At 40.1% G+C, this 18,583-nt stretch carries 7 protein-coding genes; 3 read left to right on the top strand and 4 right to left on the bottom strand.

From position 1 onward, the window contains the following. Nucleotides 1-140: 140 nt before the first annotated feature. On the bottom strand, nt 141-419 hold the full coding sequence (locus tag BVH02_RS13335) for a hypothetical protein (RefSeq protein ID WP_086501938.1): 279 nt from the start codon (nt 417-419) through the stop codon (nt 141-143). A 1,414-nt stretch (nt 420-1,833) separates the two neighbouring features. On the opposite strand from BVH02_RS13335, the gene BVH02_RS13330 reads away from it, so the two are divergent. Genes BVH02_RS13330 through BVH02_RS13320 form a run of 3 tightly spaced genes read left to right on the top strand, consistent with a single transcriptional unit; the run spans nt 1,834 to nt 16,252 of the window. Then, nucleotides 1,834-9,471: a DUF6603 domain-containing protein gene (locus BVH02_RS13330; RefSeq protein ID WP_086501937.1), complete on the top strand. Its 7,638-nt coding sequence runs from the start codon at nt 1,834-1,836 to the stop codon at nt 9,469-9,471. Nucleotides 9,472-9,515: 44 nt separating this feature from the next. Beyond that, complete coding sequence (locus BVH02_RS13325; RefSeq protein WP_086501936.1) at nt 9,516-12,989, top strand: hypothetical protein; 3,474 nt, start codon at nt 9,516-9,518, stop codon at nt 12,987-12,989. Between the two features lie 32 nt (nt 12,990-13,021). Beyond that, nucleotides 13,022-16,252 carry a phospholipase D-like domain-containing protein gene (locus tag BVH02_RS13320; protein ID WP_086501935.1) on the top strand — a complete coding sequence of 1,077 codons (3,231 nt, stop codon included), beginning with the start codon at nt 13,022-13,024 and terminating at the stop codon, nt 16,250-16,252. 29 nt (nt 16,253-16,281) lie between these two features. Here the strand turns inward: BVH02_RS13320 and BVH02_RS13315 are convergent, their stop codons facing one another. The 3 genes from BVH02_RS13315 to BVH02_RS13305 form a co-directional block, all read right to left on the bottom strand. After that, nucleotides 16,282-17,115, bottom strand: coding sequence for an alpha/beta fold hydrolase (locus BVH02_RS13315; RefSeq protein ID WP_086501934.1), 834 nt, complete (start codon nt 17,113-17,115; stop codon nt 16,282-16,284). 354 nt (nt 17,116-17,469) lie between these two features. Next, the gene (locus tag BVH02_RS13310; RefSeq protein ID WP_086501933.1) at nt 17,470-17,793 is read right to left on the bottom strand and encodes a hypothetical protein; all 324 of its coding nucleotides are present in this window, start codon (nt 17,791-17,793) and stop codon (nt 17,470-17,472) included. A 292-nt stretch (nt 17,794-18,085) separates the two neighbouring features. Beyond that, complete coding sequence (locus BVH02_RS13305) at nt 18,086-18,535, bottom strand: GNAT family N-acetyltransferase (RefSeq protein WP_086501932.1); 450 nt, start codon at nt 18,533-18,535, stop codon at nt 18,086-18,088. Nucleotides 18,536-18,583: the final 48 nt, after the last annotated feature.

Below are 18,583 nucleotides of genomic sequence, written 5' to 3'. Positions count from 1 at the left end.
ATTGCTATTGAATAGTGAAGAAATTCGAAATACCATGGAATTCCGATTCAATCCATCTTCAGATGGAGATCATAAAAAAATCCCCGCTTTAGGCAGGGACTTACTAAATATGAATTAAAACATTTTCTTATTATACACCTTTATTCTTCGGCATCTTGTAGTGCCTTGATATTATTATCAGTAAAGTATTTTTCACGATAGGCTTGAAACTCTTCTTCCAGTGCAGTCACTAACTCCAGATTGTTATTTACATTCTGCCACATATCAGGCAGCTTCTTCTCGAGAAGACTTACACCCAGATTAATATTATCTGCTTCTATTTTGGAAATTTTCTTCAAAACGGAAGTTTGACTATTTCTCAAATCTTCAAATTCGTTGAGGATTTTATCCATCAATTCCACTTTTTCTAATTTATCCATGGTTCTTTATTTTTAGGTTTATGAATTATGTTTCATATAGAAATATACATAATTACCATGCCCAATAAAATCCTTAACCATCTGAATTGGAAGTGGTAGCCAGCAAATCAAAACATGATATGTCTACAACTTCGTTTTTGAAATATCCCTAATCAGCATATATAGCTATTTTCCCTGACTATAATAAGCCCTCAATTCCCTCACAAGGCTATTTCTAAGCGAGTTGCTTTTTTCATGGAATCTGCTAAACGATAAAGCTAATTAGGGTTCTGAAGGAGATTACTTTTGTGAAAAGTAATAAAAAGCTCTCTGTAAATCTTAAAAACCTGATTGCCACTACATGGGCAATTGAGGTATTATCTATTGCAATGTAGGGTCAATTGTCCTCAAAAAACTGCTCAGCAATGCTCAGTTTTCTGAAGAGCAAAAGGTTTGTCTTCTACAGTCCAAGCTCCTTTCGGCTAAATCTCGGATTGTAGCTAAAGTTTCGTCGCAATATGAAGACTCAATTCATAAAGGAACTAACTTAGTCTAAATAGGAAAGCGCGTGTAAGACTCACCCGATTCCAAAGATGAAACGCCAGTCAAAATCATCTGAAATCTTTGAGGCACCTGATTAATTTCAAATTTTAACATGTGATGCTGTGTGCTTTATTTTTTTCATTTTGGTCTTGAATGGACACGCGTAGTTTTAGGTTGAACTGGGAAAATGCTAATTACTTTACCCTTAGAAATTGTGTGTTTTGAGTTCAATTCAATTGTGTAATTCAACCTTCCTAATGCTTATAATAGCAAAAAAATGACTTGCCTCTTCCAATAATAAACTACGGAAATTAATAAATATGATTATCCGCATTCTTGCCAGCAGCCATTAATTCTTTGCTCATCCGGCTGGAAGACCGAAGACAGGTGACCGAAGTGGCCTAAAATTTAAAGTTGAGCTTATTTTGTATTGCTTTAGTCTGCTTACTGGTAGAATTGCGGATATACACATTAATAAATTTTATCAGGGATGAGGATTACTCCGAGTGACAGATTAAACAATATTTCTAAGATTGGGTATGATTTTTAAAAAATATAATTTATTACAAATGCCATCTATCCAAGTCCTATTAAATAATAACTAGGTAGCAAATGGAATTTCAAAAAAGAACATCAATTTGTATTTAAACCATCATTTTTAAACTATACTTTAAATAAAATCACATCACTTATACGTTGATTATTAGAGCTTTCCTTAGGATTTTAGAAATAGATTATATATTTTGAAGATGAAATTACGGTAATGATGCTATAGGCTTCTCATCATTTTTTATCTCAAAGATAAGCCTCAATACTTTTAACCTGAATTGCATCTTGCTCGCAATTGGGTCCATTCTTCCAGGATATTTTATAAGACCTAACTTTTCAAAAAATGGCAACTCCCCGATTAAGTCTAGTTGAATTAATCACTCCACAATACCTAGCAGGAATTCAATTGCCTGAGCAACTCCAAGAGTATTTGGGGATAATTGGTATAGACAAAATTGACACGTTCTATACTTCAGAAGAGGTAGTGTACACGGGGAAGGCCAGTTTGGAATTACCCGAGCAAGGGAATACTACCCATATGAATTCTAACAATGGATCTGATTTCAGTTGGGACACTCCGTACATTCATTTTAGGATGATCATTCCTAGAAATGGCGCTGAATTTATTGATTCAGCATCTAATGATTTTGATTCATCCGACCCATCGACAGCAGGGAAACTTCCCGAAGTATCCAAATTACTTAATGATCTCAGGCCTCAGCCAGATCAGGATATGGATGCAACAGATGTGATTACAGATTTTCCTGCGGTTGGATTCAAACTAGAATTATTGGTTGATGTGCTAAACTTCACCTTAGGTGATGATTGGAAGCCAGGAAAAATTGATCCAAACGATAATCGTGTACGAATAGATAATTCACTGGCAACAGACAGAGTGAAAATTAAGCTACCAAAAGTAGTGTTGGAATACAGTCAAGGAGATCTTGAAGCAGATCTGAACCCCAAATTTGAAGTTAAAAGCTGGGGAGTGGCGGGGTTTGATGCTCCTCAGGATTTGAAGATGGGAGAACTTATTCGAATGGAGCCACCCATTGCAGTCTATGCCAATGAATTAGTTGCTTTCAGCATTGATCGGGTGATACTTGATCTGAGTGAGGAAGCTACTCCTCCAGAAGTGCTGGAGCATTTCGGTGTAGACGAGGCTTGGAAAGGATTATATATTGGTCAAGCCTTACTTTTCTTCAATAATGATCAGGGTGTAGGTTTCAATTTCAGGGTCAATGACTTACTAGTTTCTACCAATGGGGAGGTTAGTTTTGAAGCAGCACTGGATATTTATTTAAACAGCACCTTGGGCATACTCACCGCAGAGCCTACTTTTTATAATGGAGCTACTAAAGTCACAGAAATCAGAAGAGGAGTAATTTTTCCTCCTGTACCTACCAGACCCAGCGGCACACCTGCTGGCCAGGTCACTGTACTTCCCGGAGCTGTGATGCATTTGCAGATTCATGGGGGAATGCCGACATATCTCACTCAAGTACTTTTGCAGGATGGGACAGACATTTGGGATGCATCGAGCAGAACAGCTACTTTTTCAGACCTTGGCAATCAGGATATCTTTATTATAGTCACAGATTCTTCTACTGGAGCGGGTAGCCCATTGCGTAGTTCAGAATACTTAAGAGTGAAAGTCGAAATTGAAGAGGAAGCGGCTCCGCCAGATGGACTCCCAGAAGATAGGCCTGAGCCAGAAGATGCGCTACAGGCACTTACTCCTTTTGCAATCACTGGAAACACGGATAATAGAAGTCTTATCATGGTGTCCAATGGTCAAAATGTAGATCTGGAAATCAGAGGAGCCGGTAATTTCACTGTAGAATTAAATGGTTCTAGAAATGGAGCTCCATTGACCCAGACTTTTACAAACCAGCGAAGAATTTCCGTACCTGCCCCAAATGGGACAGAGTTGGATGTAGCAGTGAATTTTCCGGCCAGTACCGCACCTAACATTGTTCACGAAGTCAAATTCCAATTTGCAAGACCAAAAGATGGCCAACAATCAGGGTACATTTCCTATGCAAGCTCAGGCAATATGGGCGAGCCAGATCCTATTTTCCTAAGTAGTGTCAATGAATTACTCAACAATCACCTACCTACACCAAATTTAATTTCGTCGATTAATTTTACTGGGTATGCGAGCAAAAACAGACAATCAGCAGACGCAGACAGGGATTTGGCAAGTCGTAGAAATGAAGTAGTTAGAGCAATACTTCGAAGCAATCTTCCTACCGCCATTTCTATTCCTTTAGGGACGCCGAATGGACAAGATATTCCTCTTCCCTATTCTCCTGTAACCAATCCTAATAATCGCATGGTAAGAGTGACTATAGAACATAGCACCCTAGATCTCACCGAATTAACTGCAAAAATCGAACGGCCTGAGGTGCCAGCCACTCCAGACCCAACGCTTCCTGTGGAGCAGCCAGAGGAGGCTCCTGAGGCTCCAACTGATCCTCGGGATATTCCAGACGTCCTGAAGCAACTGGGAATAAGAATTAAATTTGAGCGGAATGAAATGAGTTTGCTTGAGCTCTATGGGAAAATTGATTTTGAAACTAAATTAGAGTCTGAGATACGATCAGAATCAACAGAACTTATCACGGGTGAGCTAAGAGAGGGAGGAAATCCTCAAGATGGACTAGTGGATTTTAAATTGGGTTACCAATACAATCGAGCAACTAAAGAGACTGCGTTGAGCTTTTTGCTCAAAAGTGACGAACGAGATACGGATGGCATTATTCCTCCATTGACTAATAATGCCTCAAATGACAATCTCCTCATCAATATTTTTGGAGCACTACTGATCTTTGCCCCTATCATAAACAGTGCTGCCAAAAATGTTGGAGAAAACAATGAAGATGGAGCTGCATGGGTTGGTCTAGGCGCTTCTGTAGCTGTACCCATAGTGATTGGTAGCTTAGGTATATTCCGCACCCGAAAAATAATTCTGCATGGTGGAGAAGCCCGAACAAGATGGGTGACACCTGCACCGGGTGAGCCATTACGAAGTCTGGATGTAGGGATTGTCTTTGACTATGAAGTACACTTTGATATAATCGTTCAGCCGTTAGGAATAGGACTGGATCGACAACCAAGAGAAGGACACACCTTACCAGAGCCATTGAAGGCTAGGTATAAAGCAATTGGATTCAATCTGAATTATTCAAAAACGGAAGAATATGATGGCCTGACCTATGAGCCAATTTTTGATGCTAGCAAAGGTTATGACTTAGACCTAAGTGATCCTGCATTATTTGCGATTCCAGAACCACTAAATAGCTTATTTAACATTGCAGGAGCACGTTTAGCTCGATTTAATCCGACTACGCTAGAAGTTGACTTTGTGATAAAAGTTGATCTTGGTATTATCACGGTAGATAAGTTTAAATTAAAAATCCCAATCGACACGGATGACGCCCCACAGATTATTCCTAGTGGGGTTAAAGTAAATATTCCAGGAGTAATAGTTGGAAATGGATTTGTGGAAATCATTGACTCCAAATACATAAATGATTTAGGGGTAGAAATTTCAACCAAGGGAGTAGAAGGTGGATTGGATTTAACTTTAGTTAGCCTTAAAATCAGGATTGCTGCCAATGTTGGAATAGGCACTTTGAAAGACCCAATCTCCAAACGTGAAGCTGTAAGTGTATTTTTAGGTCTTCGGGTAGAGTTCCCAACACCAATAATCCTGGGTGCAACTGGACTTGGAATCTACGGGCTGATGGGTCTTTTTGCCATGCACTATAAGCGACTGGAAGCTGAGCCAGATCCTACTAAAGCAGTGGGACCAGCATTAAATTGGCTGATCAAAGCAAGTGGTGACCCTACCAAATTGCGTACTGATTCCGCAGAGACCACAGCAATGCTACCCACAGGTAATAAGCTATGGGGAATGGCATTTGATCGTTGGAGCTTTGGCATAGGAGTGCTTCTGGGAACAGTCGAAGGAGGATTCTTGGTCAATTTGCAAGGAATGCTGGTACTGGAACTTCCTGGGCCTAGGATTCTCATCATGGTGAAAGTCAAAATGGTGAGTGTGCTTCCCTCCAATCCTGCAGATCCTGCCAAAAATCTAGAGATGGGGATCATCGGAATTGTAGATATAGATTTCGGCAGAAAGCAATTGACTCTGGGTGTGATGATCAACTTCAGCATAGAGGAGATTTTGGAGATTTCATTACCTATTGAGCTATTCTTCAAATGGGATGAGCCTAGTAATTGGCATTTGTACCTGGGTACAATTGCTCAGCCTGCCTCTGCTACTATTCTGAACATAGTAAGAGGTAGTGCTTATTTGATGATTCAAGGAAATCAGCTTGTCTATAGCGAATTCGGATCACGAGTTCCAGAGTTCTTCCGTGACAAGACGTTAAATGGAATTGCGATTGCAGTTGGGCTTGAGGCCTCCATTGTTTTTGGAAGAGAAAGTAGCGGCATTTATCTTAAAATTGCCGCAGGTGCACATTTAGGCGTAAGCTTTGCCCCTTTCTTGGTGGTTGGCAACATGTATTTTGAAGGTCATCTACGTCTATTGATAGTGAGCATCAGTGCTCGTGGAGAGTTCAATATCCTTGTGAGTAAGAGATCCGGACAAGAAGGATTAAAGACATATATCAATGGCAAGGTTTGCGGAAGCATAGACCTTTGGTTCTTTGAAATATCAGCATGTATTGGTGTGGAGATCGGAGACGAGGGCTATGAAGTAGAGCCACCTAAATTAGTTAGAGGCTTGTATTTGCAGAGTTTCAGCCCTGTATTGAACAGTGGTCAGGGTAGTATCAAGCCTATTGATGCAAGCCTTGGAAACGGAGAAGAAATTACGCTGGGGGCGATTCCTTCGGAGCTTATCAAAGTTCCCATTGATACACTTCCAGTCATTCAATTCCACGCCTCTCCTAGGATAGCAAGTACGTTTGTAGGTGATTCCTTTGTGACAGACCCAGGCACTTTTAGTGGTATAGGTGGAAAGTTACAATTGAGTGAGGAAGTGGAAGTAGAGTATATTTTGAACAAGGTCCAACTACTGGAAAATGGAGCTGTTTATGAAAGTACATCTGAAGAAAAACCACCTTCAGTTTGGCGAATTGATAGACCTAGTAATGGTAGCACAACCGATACTGCTATAGATCTTGCCACCTTCAGTCGAACTCCAGCTACTGCTCCCTATGCGATAGAGCGTAGTTCTGAACTAAATACAAATGTCGAGATAACTTGGAAAGATGCCTGTAAACAAGCAGCGCCTCCAGCTTCAGTATTTTTTAGTTTCTGCGGACAACACATTGGGTACTCGCAGTCTGGATGGACTCTAGACGGAATAGCAAAAGCTGACCCGGAAGACACCATACGTGTAAAGCCTGTTGATAAAACTATGCGTGTAATTCACGATAGAAAAGCTCAGGCAGACCTAGCAGATATTTTCTTGGAAGGAATTGGGTTTCCACATTCTAATCAAGCTCAGGTGATTGGTATTGACAAAATCAGCATCTCACCTACCTCGAGAAAAGAGAAAAAATGCTTCAATACCTTAGTGAAAGTCAAAGACAAGTATGAATCAACTTATACGTTTGGCAAGGAAATTAAAATTTCACTTCTGAACCAAGGTATAAAGCCTATTGCTCCAGATATTAAAGTAGTTGCAAATCCAGCAGGAATTAAATTAGATCGAATCATCATTACCAAACCTATTAGTGGTACAAATACCATTAATACTCCATTAAAAGATCAACCTAAAGAGAGAGTCACGAATCTTAAAAACTTAGCAACTATTATGGATGCTCCAATTATTAAGCGTCCAGATTTGGTGTTTCCTGAGAGGTTTATTGAAGCTAAGGAGACTGGGATTCCAGTAGATCCAGAGATCAGAATACACTTCTTAAACACACCTGTGACGACTGCTTTAATAAATTTTGAATATGAAAATACCACCCTGATTAAAAGCACAAGGTTAACAGCAATTGCATTTGATACTAAAGGAATAATCATAAGTGAACAAACATTTTCGCCTAAATCTACAAAACCTGGAAAAGGATCAATCACGCTATCTGGTCAAGACATATCATACGTGCAGGTACATGCTTCCAAATTCCATGTTGAGGTTATAGAAGTATGTTATGAAAAAATCATAGTTACTCAACCCACAGAAGCTCAGCTGACCTTTCCCTGCTTCCGCGCTTTGCAGCTTCCATGGTTCCAAAATCAAGATCGCGAATTACTAAAACGATACAATAAGCTTGTCAAAGCGGTTGAAAATGACACAAAATCTCTACTCGACCAAGAGGCGGGTGTAATTTTCGAAACTGGCGCTTGTGATGAGCTATTCATTCTTGGAGCAAACTTCAAAAAGGGAACTTCTTTCGTCTGGATGGAAGAATTAAGTAGTGCAGGAGAAGTCCTTGAGCGCTATCAATTTAACAGCCTACCTGTACAAACATTAATTAATTACTCAACAACATTGCCTGCACATTGGATTATGCCAGGAGCTGCTCTTCGAGAAAAAGTGCTTTATCTACTTTCATTCCTATCCACAGAGGATTTGAAGAACTATTATAAGTTCACATTAAACTTTAAGCCTAAGAATTCAAAGATGACTAAGCTTAGAATGTTTGTGACAGGTGGAATGTCAGGAGCTCCCATGTTTCTAATCAGTGCGATTGAAGTACTGAGAAAATCAGAAGTTCAGCATCATGCAGATCTGCAGATCAAACAAGATACAAGTAGAACAACACTAGATGCATTCATCAATAATGACTCTGAAATCCCCATGTTACGACCTGGTAAGACCTATCAGCTGATTGTTGATTACACTTCAATAGTTCGTACAAGAAAGAATAAGAATGAAGCATATGTGGAACATTCAAAACCTGGAAACCAAGTTTTTGCTTTTGCTACAGATAATACACCTCCGCTGCCACTGGCGCCTTATGTGCTAGGAACTACTCCTGAAATGGACGAACAATTTCATTTCTTCCAAGATCCAATTAAGGTGGTATTCAATGACAATGCATTCTTGAAAATGTATGACCTATACGGTAAGGAATTGCAAGGTATTATCAGAGGTGCAGATGGTAAACCAGTACTCAATAGCCCTGAAGCTGTGGAAGAGACCGGTAGTATTCCTGCAATTATTACTAGTCCCTATCGAGCAGCAGTAGAGCGATTGATAGAACTAGGATTTTTGCCTTGTACTGGAGTTCTGAATATTCCTTTACATCCAGTTTATACTCCAAGTTTTGAGCTTAAGCCTAATATGCCATACACATTTGATATTGACATCAGTCCAGAGATGCCACTTCCGGAATCAGGAGTAAAGACACCGTTTTTCCGTAGAAGCTTTAAAACCAGTCGCTATGCAAATTTGGAAGGTATGGCTGATCATATTAAAAAAGGTCAATACTATCAAAAAGCATTGACAGCTCAATTGTCTGCCACACCTGGTGGATCTGGGCCTGATATTCCAGTCGCAATTCTAGAAGATTCGCAGATGGAATCAATGCTGAGGAATGCTGGCTATATGCCAAAGGATGCCCCAGAGGAAACCATCATTACATTACTTTGGGTGCAAATGGGAAGCTCGGGTGATTTTGTCCCTTATGGAATTCTAATTGATGCGTTGGAGCCACTTTGGAGAGACATCACTATCTCTTCTGAGACTAATCCTAGAAACGAACAGAACCAAATTATTGATCCAAATTTCATTATCTACGAAAACCATAAAACCAAAAGTGTTGAGCTTGTCGCATTGCCTGGTGAGGATAGAATTACCAAGTTTATTAGGACGAGTTCTGGAGCTAGAACATTGATTCTTCTAGATCCTACTGTGCTATGGAATCCGGACGGAGAAGAATTAACGATACAAATAAGGCAAAATCAAATCGCCTTCTATGAAATGACGGAGAAAACCGTAGACCTCATATCACTTCCGATATTCCCGGATGCACCATGGGAAGAAAGCTAAGTCATACCAATAGTATTTATTCAAACCAATGAACTCTTTTTGACATGCGTATTACTCATCCTTCTTTCAAACTAATCTTAGCCCCTCTTTCTGATGCATTTCAGGAAGGAAAAATGAAACAGTTTGTGGATTTTGCCCGAAATCATGATCAGCTTCAAACGCTTAAATTCAATTCTGAGCAAATGCCAGTGGCACTACGATGGAATATGCATCCTGAATTTGGATTTCCGCGCCAGCCATTTTCTGTCTATCGTAGAGTCTCAGATTATTCTAAATTTCAAATCAAGTCCATCATTTCTGACACCTCAGCACCGATCGTTTTTCAAAGGCAATTCATCTCTTCAGTAGATGTGTTTTACTTAATGGTGGTCTCTGTGACCGTCACCCCAGGACAAAGTATGGTGCTCACGCCAATGGGTAAAGGCATGATTGAGATAGGAAGTAAAACTATCACACTAAATCAATCTGGAACTGTGCTTTTTAAAAGTCCATTTATGATAGGAGTGAAATGTATAGGGCACGGGACGATGACTCGCGTGGAAGGAATTCTACAAGACGATATCCTAAATGCTTCAGATTGGGGTAAAATCCAAACAGTTGGTCTTCCATTTAGAACTGGAAAAATTCAGGGTGAAGGATATAATGGGGATCTGCAAGGATTCAATCCACACGTGATGATAAATGCAAAAGATGCAGCGCTTTTTAGACTTATGATCGGTCAGTTCTTTTCTGGCAAACCCGGATCACTTACGAGTATTGATAGTCAGGTACCAGATGTGGACTGGCAGTTTCCTGATCCCGGACAGTATTTAAATTTTTTGAGTAGTGGCTCTGGCAGTCAATTAGATATAATTAAATCATGTCTAGAAAAGTCAAAAGATCAATCTTGGCTTTCAATCGAAAGGCAACCTGCCTATGTATATGAAACTTCCATCGATGGAATAAGTCAAGTCGGAAGTGGGAATACCGGTGAAGATGCTAATGTTAGGATTCCAGTTGTAGCTCATACATTACTTAGCGTATCAACTGAAAGTCCGGCTGCATTAGGGCTGGGTTTTGGCACAACAGACTTTATAGAACCTGCGAGAAATGCTCAAACTAGTAAAGACAGTAAACCGTTGGTAATACATAGTGCTGCGTCAAGTCAAACTCCAGTTACATCTGGTTTGATGGATTTGACCTGTGATTACATGATTGGAGCAAGTTATACTATCAGACCATCAGAATTTATTGAGTTACCATTCTTCAATCAGGTTTCAAAAGAGACAGAATTCTGTGCTTTGGGAGATGAGATGCCTATTTTAGTTCAAGTTCAAGATTTAGTAGTATTAGGGCTTCGCCAAAACAGACCTGAGCGAATTGATTTGTCATATACTGAATCTCTAAAATTCAGGTGGGGAAAGCCAAATTTTATAACTAGTTCTGCTTTTGCAAAAAGCTATTCTCCCAGCATGGTGGAATTGGAAAACGACCACTATCCTTTCAACGATAAAGCCAGGATTGGAATTTTCTCACCTATACCAAAAGATCAGTCCAGTGATTGGGAAAGAGCTGATCACGGAAAACCTTTACATACCTTGCCAGAGGAACCAGTTCCTATGGTTGGTAGCCAGGTCAACACCTATTTCATGGCACCAATTGATGTGTTTGGAAGATGGGGGGCCTGGATAAGAAAAAGGCATTCCGTCTCCGCTCCTAAGCCTCAAAAGCCAGGAATAATGTCCGTAAGATTGGTCTTGCCAAACGGAGAAGACACAAGTGGCTTTAGTCCTTCTATTAATCAGGTGGAGTGTAGATTGGAAATAGAATTTTCTTGGGATTGGATTGATCGTTCACCAAGGAAAATTGAGTTTACTGGGAAATTCTTTTCGGCCTTATTAGCTACACCATCAGGTCCTGTACCTACCAGTTTTGCAAAGTCAGATCCAAGCACAACTGCAGATAAAATCGTAATTACTTTTTCCAATGCAGGAATTAATCAAACTCCCAGTACATCTATAGGATCTGTGAGTTTGATCGAGTCTTCAATCCCCGCTGATGACAGTGGCAATCCTACTTTTGGTAGTCAGGAGAATCCTGCTGCCAACCTACGCAAATACAAACTGATCATTGATGATATGACTGCAACTTTCACAGGAGCATTTCCTTATGAAGTAGCTTATGCTCTCTATGCCAGAGGCTTAGAAAAGGTCAGGGAAACAGCAGATGTGTGGAGTGCGTGGCTAGAAATTGACACTTCTATACCAGAGTCTCAAAGAGATAGACCAGCAATTACTCGTCTGCCAGACCCACGTCCTCCAGCAGTGACCGCAGTTCTAGCTGACGTACAATACACTGCTCTTCCAGACAACACAAGGGTTGCAAGGGGAACTTTAAACTGGCCGGCAGCAAGTGGAGCTATTTTCTATCATGTTTGGGAGGCTTCGGAATCGGCAATAAGAGCAGTTTTGGAAAAAGAATTAAAAAGAAGATTCCCAACTTCTCCAGAGCTACATTTATTACCATTCACATCAGGCTTAGTAGCTAGAGCGACGCAAATCAAAGATCTTCTCGATCAGGCTGAATATATGAACATGTGTCAAAATACGTTTAGCAGGATCTCCAAAACTCCTTTAACTGGACGAAGTTTTCAGATAGAAATCCCAGGTGGAAGTCAAGCATTGATGCTCTACTCTATCTCTTCAATGAATAGTGCAAATATAGAAAGTGGAAAAAGCAATCGAGCATTTTTTGCTGTTCCCAAAATTGTAAAACCTTCCGCTCCTTTAATTCAAATAACAAGCCTACCGACAAAATTCTCACCCCCAGGAACGGTGGAAGGTGTCGAGGTGAAAGTGATCAATAACGGAAGAGATGAACCCGAAGGCTACAGACTATTTAGAATACGAAATATGCCAATAAACAATGACGTCGGAACTATGGGTTTACCAATCTTGAAAGAAGGTGATCTCACATGGGAAGATGCTACGATGAACCTCCCAGATGGCACTATATTATCCGGTAAGAAATTCATTAACACAAGCATCGCAAGAAGCTGGAAACCTCTCGTTTACCAGGCAGTAGCTATAGGACAAAGTGACCCAGCCAATGGAGTATATGGTGGTGAAAGTGACGCTAGCGTAACTAATATCGCTTGGTTCACGCCAAAGACTGCACCTTCCTTATTGTTAATATCAACCTCTGGCAATGCTTTGGGACAAGTCTATATTCTCTCAACATCCATCACTTTTGAGCATATCCCACTTGGTAAATCAGTGATCCAAATCTTGGAGTTACATGAGGATGGTTCTCGACAGAAGGTTTTCGAATTCATTGCTTCAGATACCGCCAGAGGTCAAAATTCGTTGACCCTTCCTTTGAACGCTGCAGAAGTAGCCAGCTACCCACGAATAGTAAGAAAAAAAGCAGTGCTGGCCACAGGCATCACAGAATTTAGCATAGCGATTCCATTGAATCCAAAACCTTTGATTCTTAAGGTGATTGATCCTCAGAACAGAGCATCGGAAATTGAGCTCTAAAGCAACTTTTATCATAATAAATCCCTATCCGCATGACACTTCTCCAAACACTCGCTAAGACTAGCCTTAAGGAAAAAGGGATAGAGGGCCTTGGTCTAACTATGCCTGCCTGCACCCCAAAGTGGATAGATGTTGCTGATATTGATCCAGGATTGACTTTGAATGAGGCTACTTTGACCTTGTCTGGTTCATCTGAGAACTGGCTAGCCCCGCTCCCTGGGCTCTTTTCTAAAACAAATACTTCAGATCGTCCCATTCAATTTTCATTACAAAAAGCAGATGGCTCCATGATAAATTCTATAGGAGCAGTGATTCAGATTTTTCCACAGGTTATTTTGAGATTGAGAAGACTTATAGCATTAAAAACAGAGACTGAAAACACTCATACTCCCCTACGCGCTGAAGGCACTACAGTAAGACAAGTACCTGCATTTATTTTTATTGAAGGAACGGCACCAACAGACTTGATATCTACCAGTATCCAAGCAGGAGAAGATTCTGAAATATCTGGTACGATTAGTTTCTTTGACGAACAAGGATTTATACTCCATCCACTTTATGTCGCTTCAATGCTCAATGCAATACTTAAGTTCTACCCTATTTTGTCTATAGAAGGAAGTCCTGAAAATCAATTGCAAACAATAATTGGACTGCAAACTGCAAGCAAAATGATCAGGGTTGTAGAAATGAATGGATTACCATACACTGGAGATCAGTTTGAAGGCATCACAGTTAGAGAATCCAGCGCTGCATTATTTGATCTTGATGTATATACTGGCTCGGACACTGAACTTCAGGGAGAAATAAAAAGAAAAGCAATCACCACAGCTGCAGATGGGGATTTCCCAGCAGAATTAGCAAATAAATTCTTGATAAGTAATGTGTGCTATGGAAGAATGCTTGCTGAGGTAGTTGTTCCAAAAATGAGTATTCCTGAGACTGATGATCCAAATTGGATCCATGATTTTTTTACTTTTCAAGTAATGGACCTAAGGAACTTCCTTACTGGCTCTCCAAATATTGAATTCAATGGTACAAAGTTGGAGCCTAAACCATATATCCGATTAAATCAAAATCTGACACTTTTGTCAGACGGAAATTCAATCTTAGGTCATTTAAACGAGCTATTCTCAGATACTCCAGATGAAAGTTTGCTAGTAGCTCCTACGATTGATACGAAAATACCTTTGCCCCCAAACTCTATAGATTCGAGATGGCCAAGCTTTCCTACGATCCCTGCAAGTATTACACCTCCAGCAGATGATGTTTTTTTTCCCACCAATTTTAAAAGTCAAGTCCAAAGCAACAGCACCGCTCAATTTATCAATCATCCGGCAGCAGGTCAGCCCACGGAAGTTCTATTGACATTAAGAGGAATTCCTTCTGGAGCGGCAGTAAGAGTTTTCAATCGAGATTTTGATGATGATGCAACTGTCTCTCGAGGCGATGGAAAAGGTGGTGTCTGTATCACTGAAATTGTTGCGGAGGACGGAAGGACATTTAACGGGGAGCTTATCCTAAAACTGTCAGATCCTCTAGGTTTACTAAGACCTACCGGAACCACTACCGTTCCTACAGACCCGGAGTTGATCTTCGATATGATGATAATCCGTCAAAACCCTAAAACAAAACGACTATTTGGAGCACTGACGATCCCCATCACAGCTCCGAATGTGGTAGATCCAACTGCTCCCGCAGACAATAGTTTTGAATCTGTAGCTAAAAAAGGGGTTTGCAATTCGGCAATTCTAGGATTAAAAAACTCTTTTTCTGGTGATTTCGACTTTAGTGATTCCACAAGTACTCTGAACACAATTCTCAGTTTCATGGGCGAGACCAATCCTAGAGATGCACCTCGCCAACCTACCATGGCTAGACGAGAAGTGCTCTATGCTACCAAGAAAAATGATGTTTGGAAGGGAGGAATCTCAGGAGGATTGCTAAATGCTTCATTCCATCATGCCCAGCAAGATCTGGGCTCTCCTGGCTCTCCAGGTGGAGCAGAAAATACTGTAACGGGAATTCAAACTTCTGGTCAACTTGCTTATGATCTTGCGAGAATGGCATTCAGAAGAACAACCTCTTTTTATGAGCGATTTTTGCCTATTCGAGACGATTTATGGGAACAGCCAGATAACCCTACAGCCTTAGCGGCATCTGATAGCCCTACAGTTAGTGCAGGAATTTTCGCAGGTGCCTTATTACAAACAGTCAGTCCTAACTGTGAAACTCCAGAGCTTTCTATTTCGAAAATTTTCTTAGAAGATAGGATTGATGATATCCCAAAAAATCTTGATGAATTAATTGATCTACTTGTAGAGTTTATAGATAATTTGAATCTCGATTTATCTGGAATGCCTGAGCCAGTTGGAGGCGCTTTAGGCAATATTGAGACTGAATTAAAAAATCTTTTAAATGGATTAAAAGATGGAGATCCACTTTCTGAAAGCCAAAATGAGCGATTTTATAATGAAGTTCTTAGAGAGCTAAGTGCCTCAATATATGGAAGAAGAGATAGTCAATGGGCTTTGGAGCAAGCAATAGGTCAAGCGCGAAAATCTATATACATCGAGAGTCCAGGTTTTAATTTTACAGAAGGAGAAACACCCGCGAATTATACCGTCAATCTTTTAGCAAAATTAAGTGCAAGACTTGCTGAATGTCCAGGATTAAAACTAATTATATGTATTCCTAAACATCCTGACTATTCATTTGCATACAACCAATGGGAGAAAAGTGAAGTAAAAGAACGCTATGACTATTTGCAGGCAGTATCTGGAAGGCAAATGGTAGTTTTTCACCCTATCGGCTTTCCTGGACGTCCAAGCAATATATCTACACAAACCGTACTGATCGACGACAACTGGGGAATGGTTGGATCGGGTTCATTTAGACGTAGAGGTCTGACTTTTGACGGATCAAATGACCTAGTCTTCACTGCATTTGATAGAGTTCATGGTAAGGTAAATGAACTTAAGGAGTTTAGAAAGTCAATTCTAGCTCAGCGCATTGGTGTAGATTTGAGCAATGCTGATGATTCAAGAAACCAACTATTACAAGATTTTGGAGCTACTTTTCAGCTAATCCGTGAAATGCTTGTTGTTGGTGGGCTTGGAAAGATAGACAGACTTTGGAATGGCCGCACAGCAAATATTCCATATGTGGAACCTACTATTCACAAAGATTTGGCTAACCCAGAAGGTTTGGAGTTCAATGCATTAAGTGCAAGTATATTCAATATGTTTTCCACCTTGGAAACATAGTATTGAATCATATCTTAAACTCATTATCCTTAACTCTTCAGAAATTCGAGCAATAACTTATTCACTTCTTCGCGATGCGTGAGATTCAGTCCATGTGGAGCATTTGGAATCAGATGGTACTCATTGTTTTCGATTCCTTCAGCCGCTTGCTTTGCAGAAGTTTTATAAGGCACAATATTGTCAGCATCTCCATGTATGATCAACGTTGGTACGCTGACATTTTGCAGTTCATTTCTAAAATCGGTGGTCGCCCAGGCTTCCGCAGATTTTAGCGTGGCAATAGGTGAAGCATGACTTGCTATAGAAAAATCATAATCCAAATTCGCCTGACTCACTTTATCATCTTTCAGTTCTTTGAAATTGTAGAAATTCTCATGAAATCCTTTAAGGAAACCAATCCGATTAGAAGACAATGCCTCCACAATTTCATTCAGATTTTCCTGCGGTACTCCATCCGGGTTATCATCTTTTTGAGCTACCAAAGGTATAATTGAAGCAATCAGCGCTGCTTTTATAACTCTTTCTCCTTTAAAATCTGTAAAATATCGAACTACTTCTCCACCCCCCATGCTAAACCCTACCAAGGTGACATTCTGAAGATCGAGCTCCACAATCAGCTCCCGCAAATCAACTGTCAAGGTACTGTAATCATAATTTCCACAGGGCTGAGATGATTTGCCAAATCCGCGTCTGTCATATGCAATTACTCTATAACCTGCATCTACCAAATCACTAATTTGTCCCTCCCAAGCTTGGTGGCTCAAAGGCCAACCATGTAACAAAATTACAGGATCTCCTTTACCGTAATCTTGGTAAAAAATTCTAATTTTTTCACTTCCGTTACTGTGTTTTAAAAATGGCATAATATGGTTTTGTTTTGTGGATGAATTCTATAAAACTGGTTTTAAGCTGTAATAGTCTAAAGTCACTACTCTTAAATTTTTATATTATATAATATGATTATCCGCATTCTTGCAAGCAGCCATTAATTCTTTGCTCATCCGGCTGGAAGACCGAAGACAGGTGACCTCCCTTACGGTAGGCAGGTCGAAGTAGCCTAAAATTTAGAGTTGAGCTTATTTTGTATTGCTTTAGTCTGCTTACTGGTAGAATTGCGGATATACACATTATATAATGTAAGAATCTATAATGTAATTCAGGCAAAAACGTGTTTACCCTAGCACAATACATTTCAATGGTGGCATGGATGAAGCTTTTTAATCTAATACTTTAAGACTTCCTGAGGAATAGAATGGCTGTAGCGTAGCTTTTTTCTCCTTCATTCCAGCTAATTTTTTGCATTCTTCAGCGCAGGATTTACAGGCATCCACACATAGTTGGAGCATCGAACCAATGTCATGCCCTACGGATTCGCAAGCGACTAAGCAATCGTTACAAGCTACTATACAAACTTTGCTTAGTTCAATACAGCGTTCCATCCCTGAACGCTCATTTTGAGTACTAATGATTAGCTCGCAATCCTTAATACATTGCTGTAGTGTCTTTAGATATAAGGAATTTTCTTGTGTCGGAGTTTTCATGGCAGCAGAATTTTAGTCATGAAAAAACATCCAAATACTCCGCCAATTGGAACAATTATAACTATACGCTAATCAGAGGCAGGTAAAGCATATTTCGTCATCCTAGCGAAAAAATTTACAAGGAAAAAAAACCTCACTTTGTAGAGGACTTCACATAAATAAATTCCCTACTGTGCATTCTAAGTTGAATTAAAGATCCTTAATGCACATCGACGCTATAATTCTTTTGGTCTTACAGCGGCTTTTGATTAAAAGAATTTCTCTGATTTTGGCTTAGTAAGTCCTCGTTTTCTTAGGATTTTCTTAACATCTCCACATGCTCAATACCATCCTCATCGTAGGTGTCTCCATCGATTTTAAAACCCAGAGAAGAATAAAAACCCAAGGCATAGGTTTGGGCACCAATCCGAATATCGCTGGCACCAAAAAGTTGCTCACATGCAGCTATAGAGTGTTCCATTACTTTTCTTCCCAACCCTTTTCCCCTACCAGCAGTCGAAGAAACCACTCGACCTATGGACACTTCCTCATATGATAAGCCCGCAGGAACAAGTCGGCTATAACCCACCAATTTACCCTCTGAATGTAAAAGTAGATGGTGACACTTCTGATCTTTATCATCCTGATCCAAGAAAACACAGTTTTGCTCCACAACAAACACCTCGCTCCTGAGCTTCAGGAATTCATATAATTCATCTACGCTGAGTTCTTGAAAAGCTTTTACAGTATGTGTTAGGGTCATAGATTTATATTTTTGGAAGGTAAGTAATTGGTAAAGTTAAAACTCATC

The sequence above is a fragment of the Algoriphagus ratkowskyi genome, assembly GCF_002150505.1.
Lineage (GTDB): Bacteria > Bacteroidota > Bacteroidia > Cytophagales > Cyclobacteriaceae > Algoriphagus > Algoriphagus ratkowskyi.
This window is presented reverse-complemented; position numbering and strand designations above follow the sequence as displayed.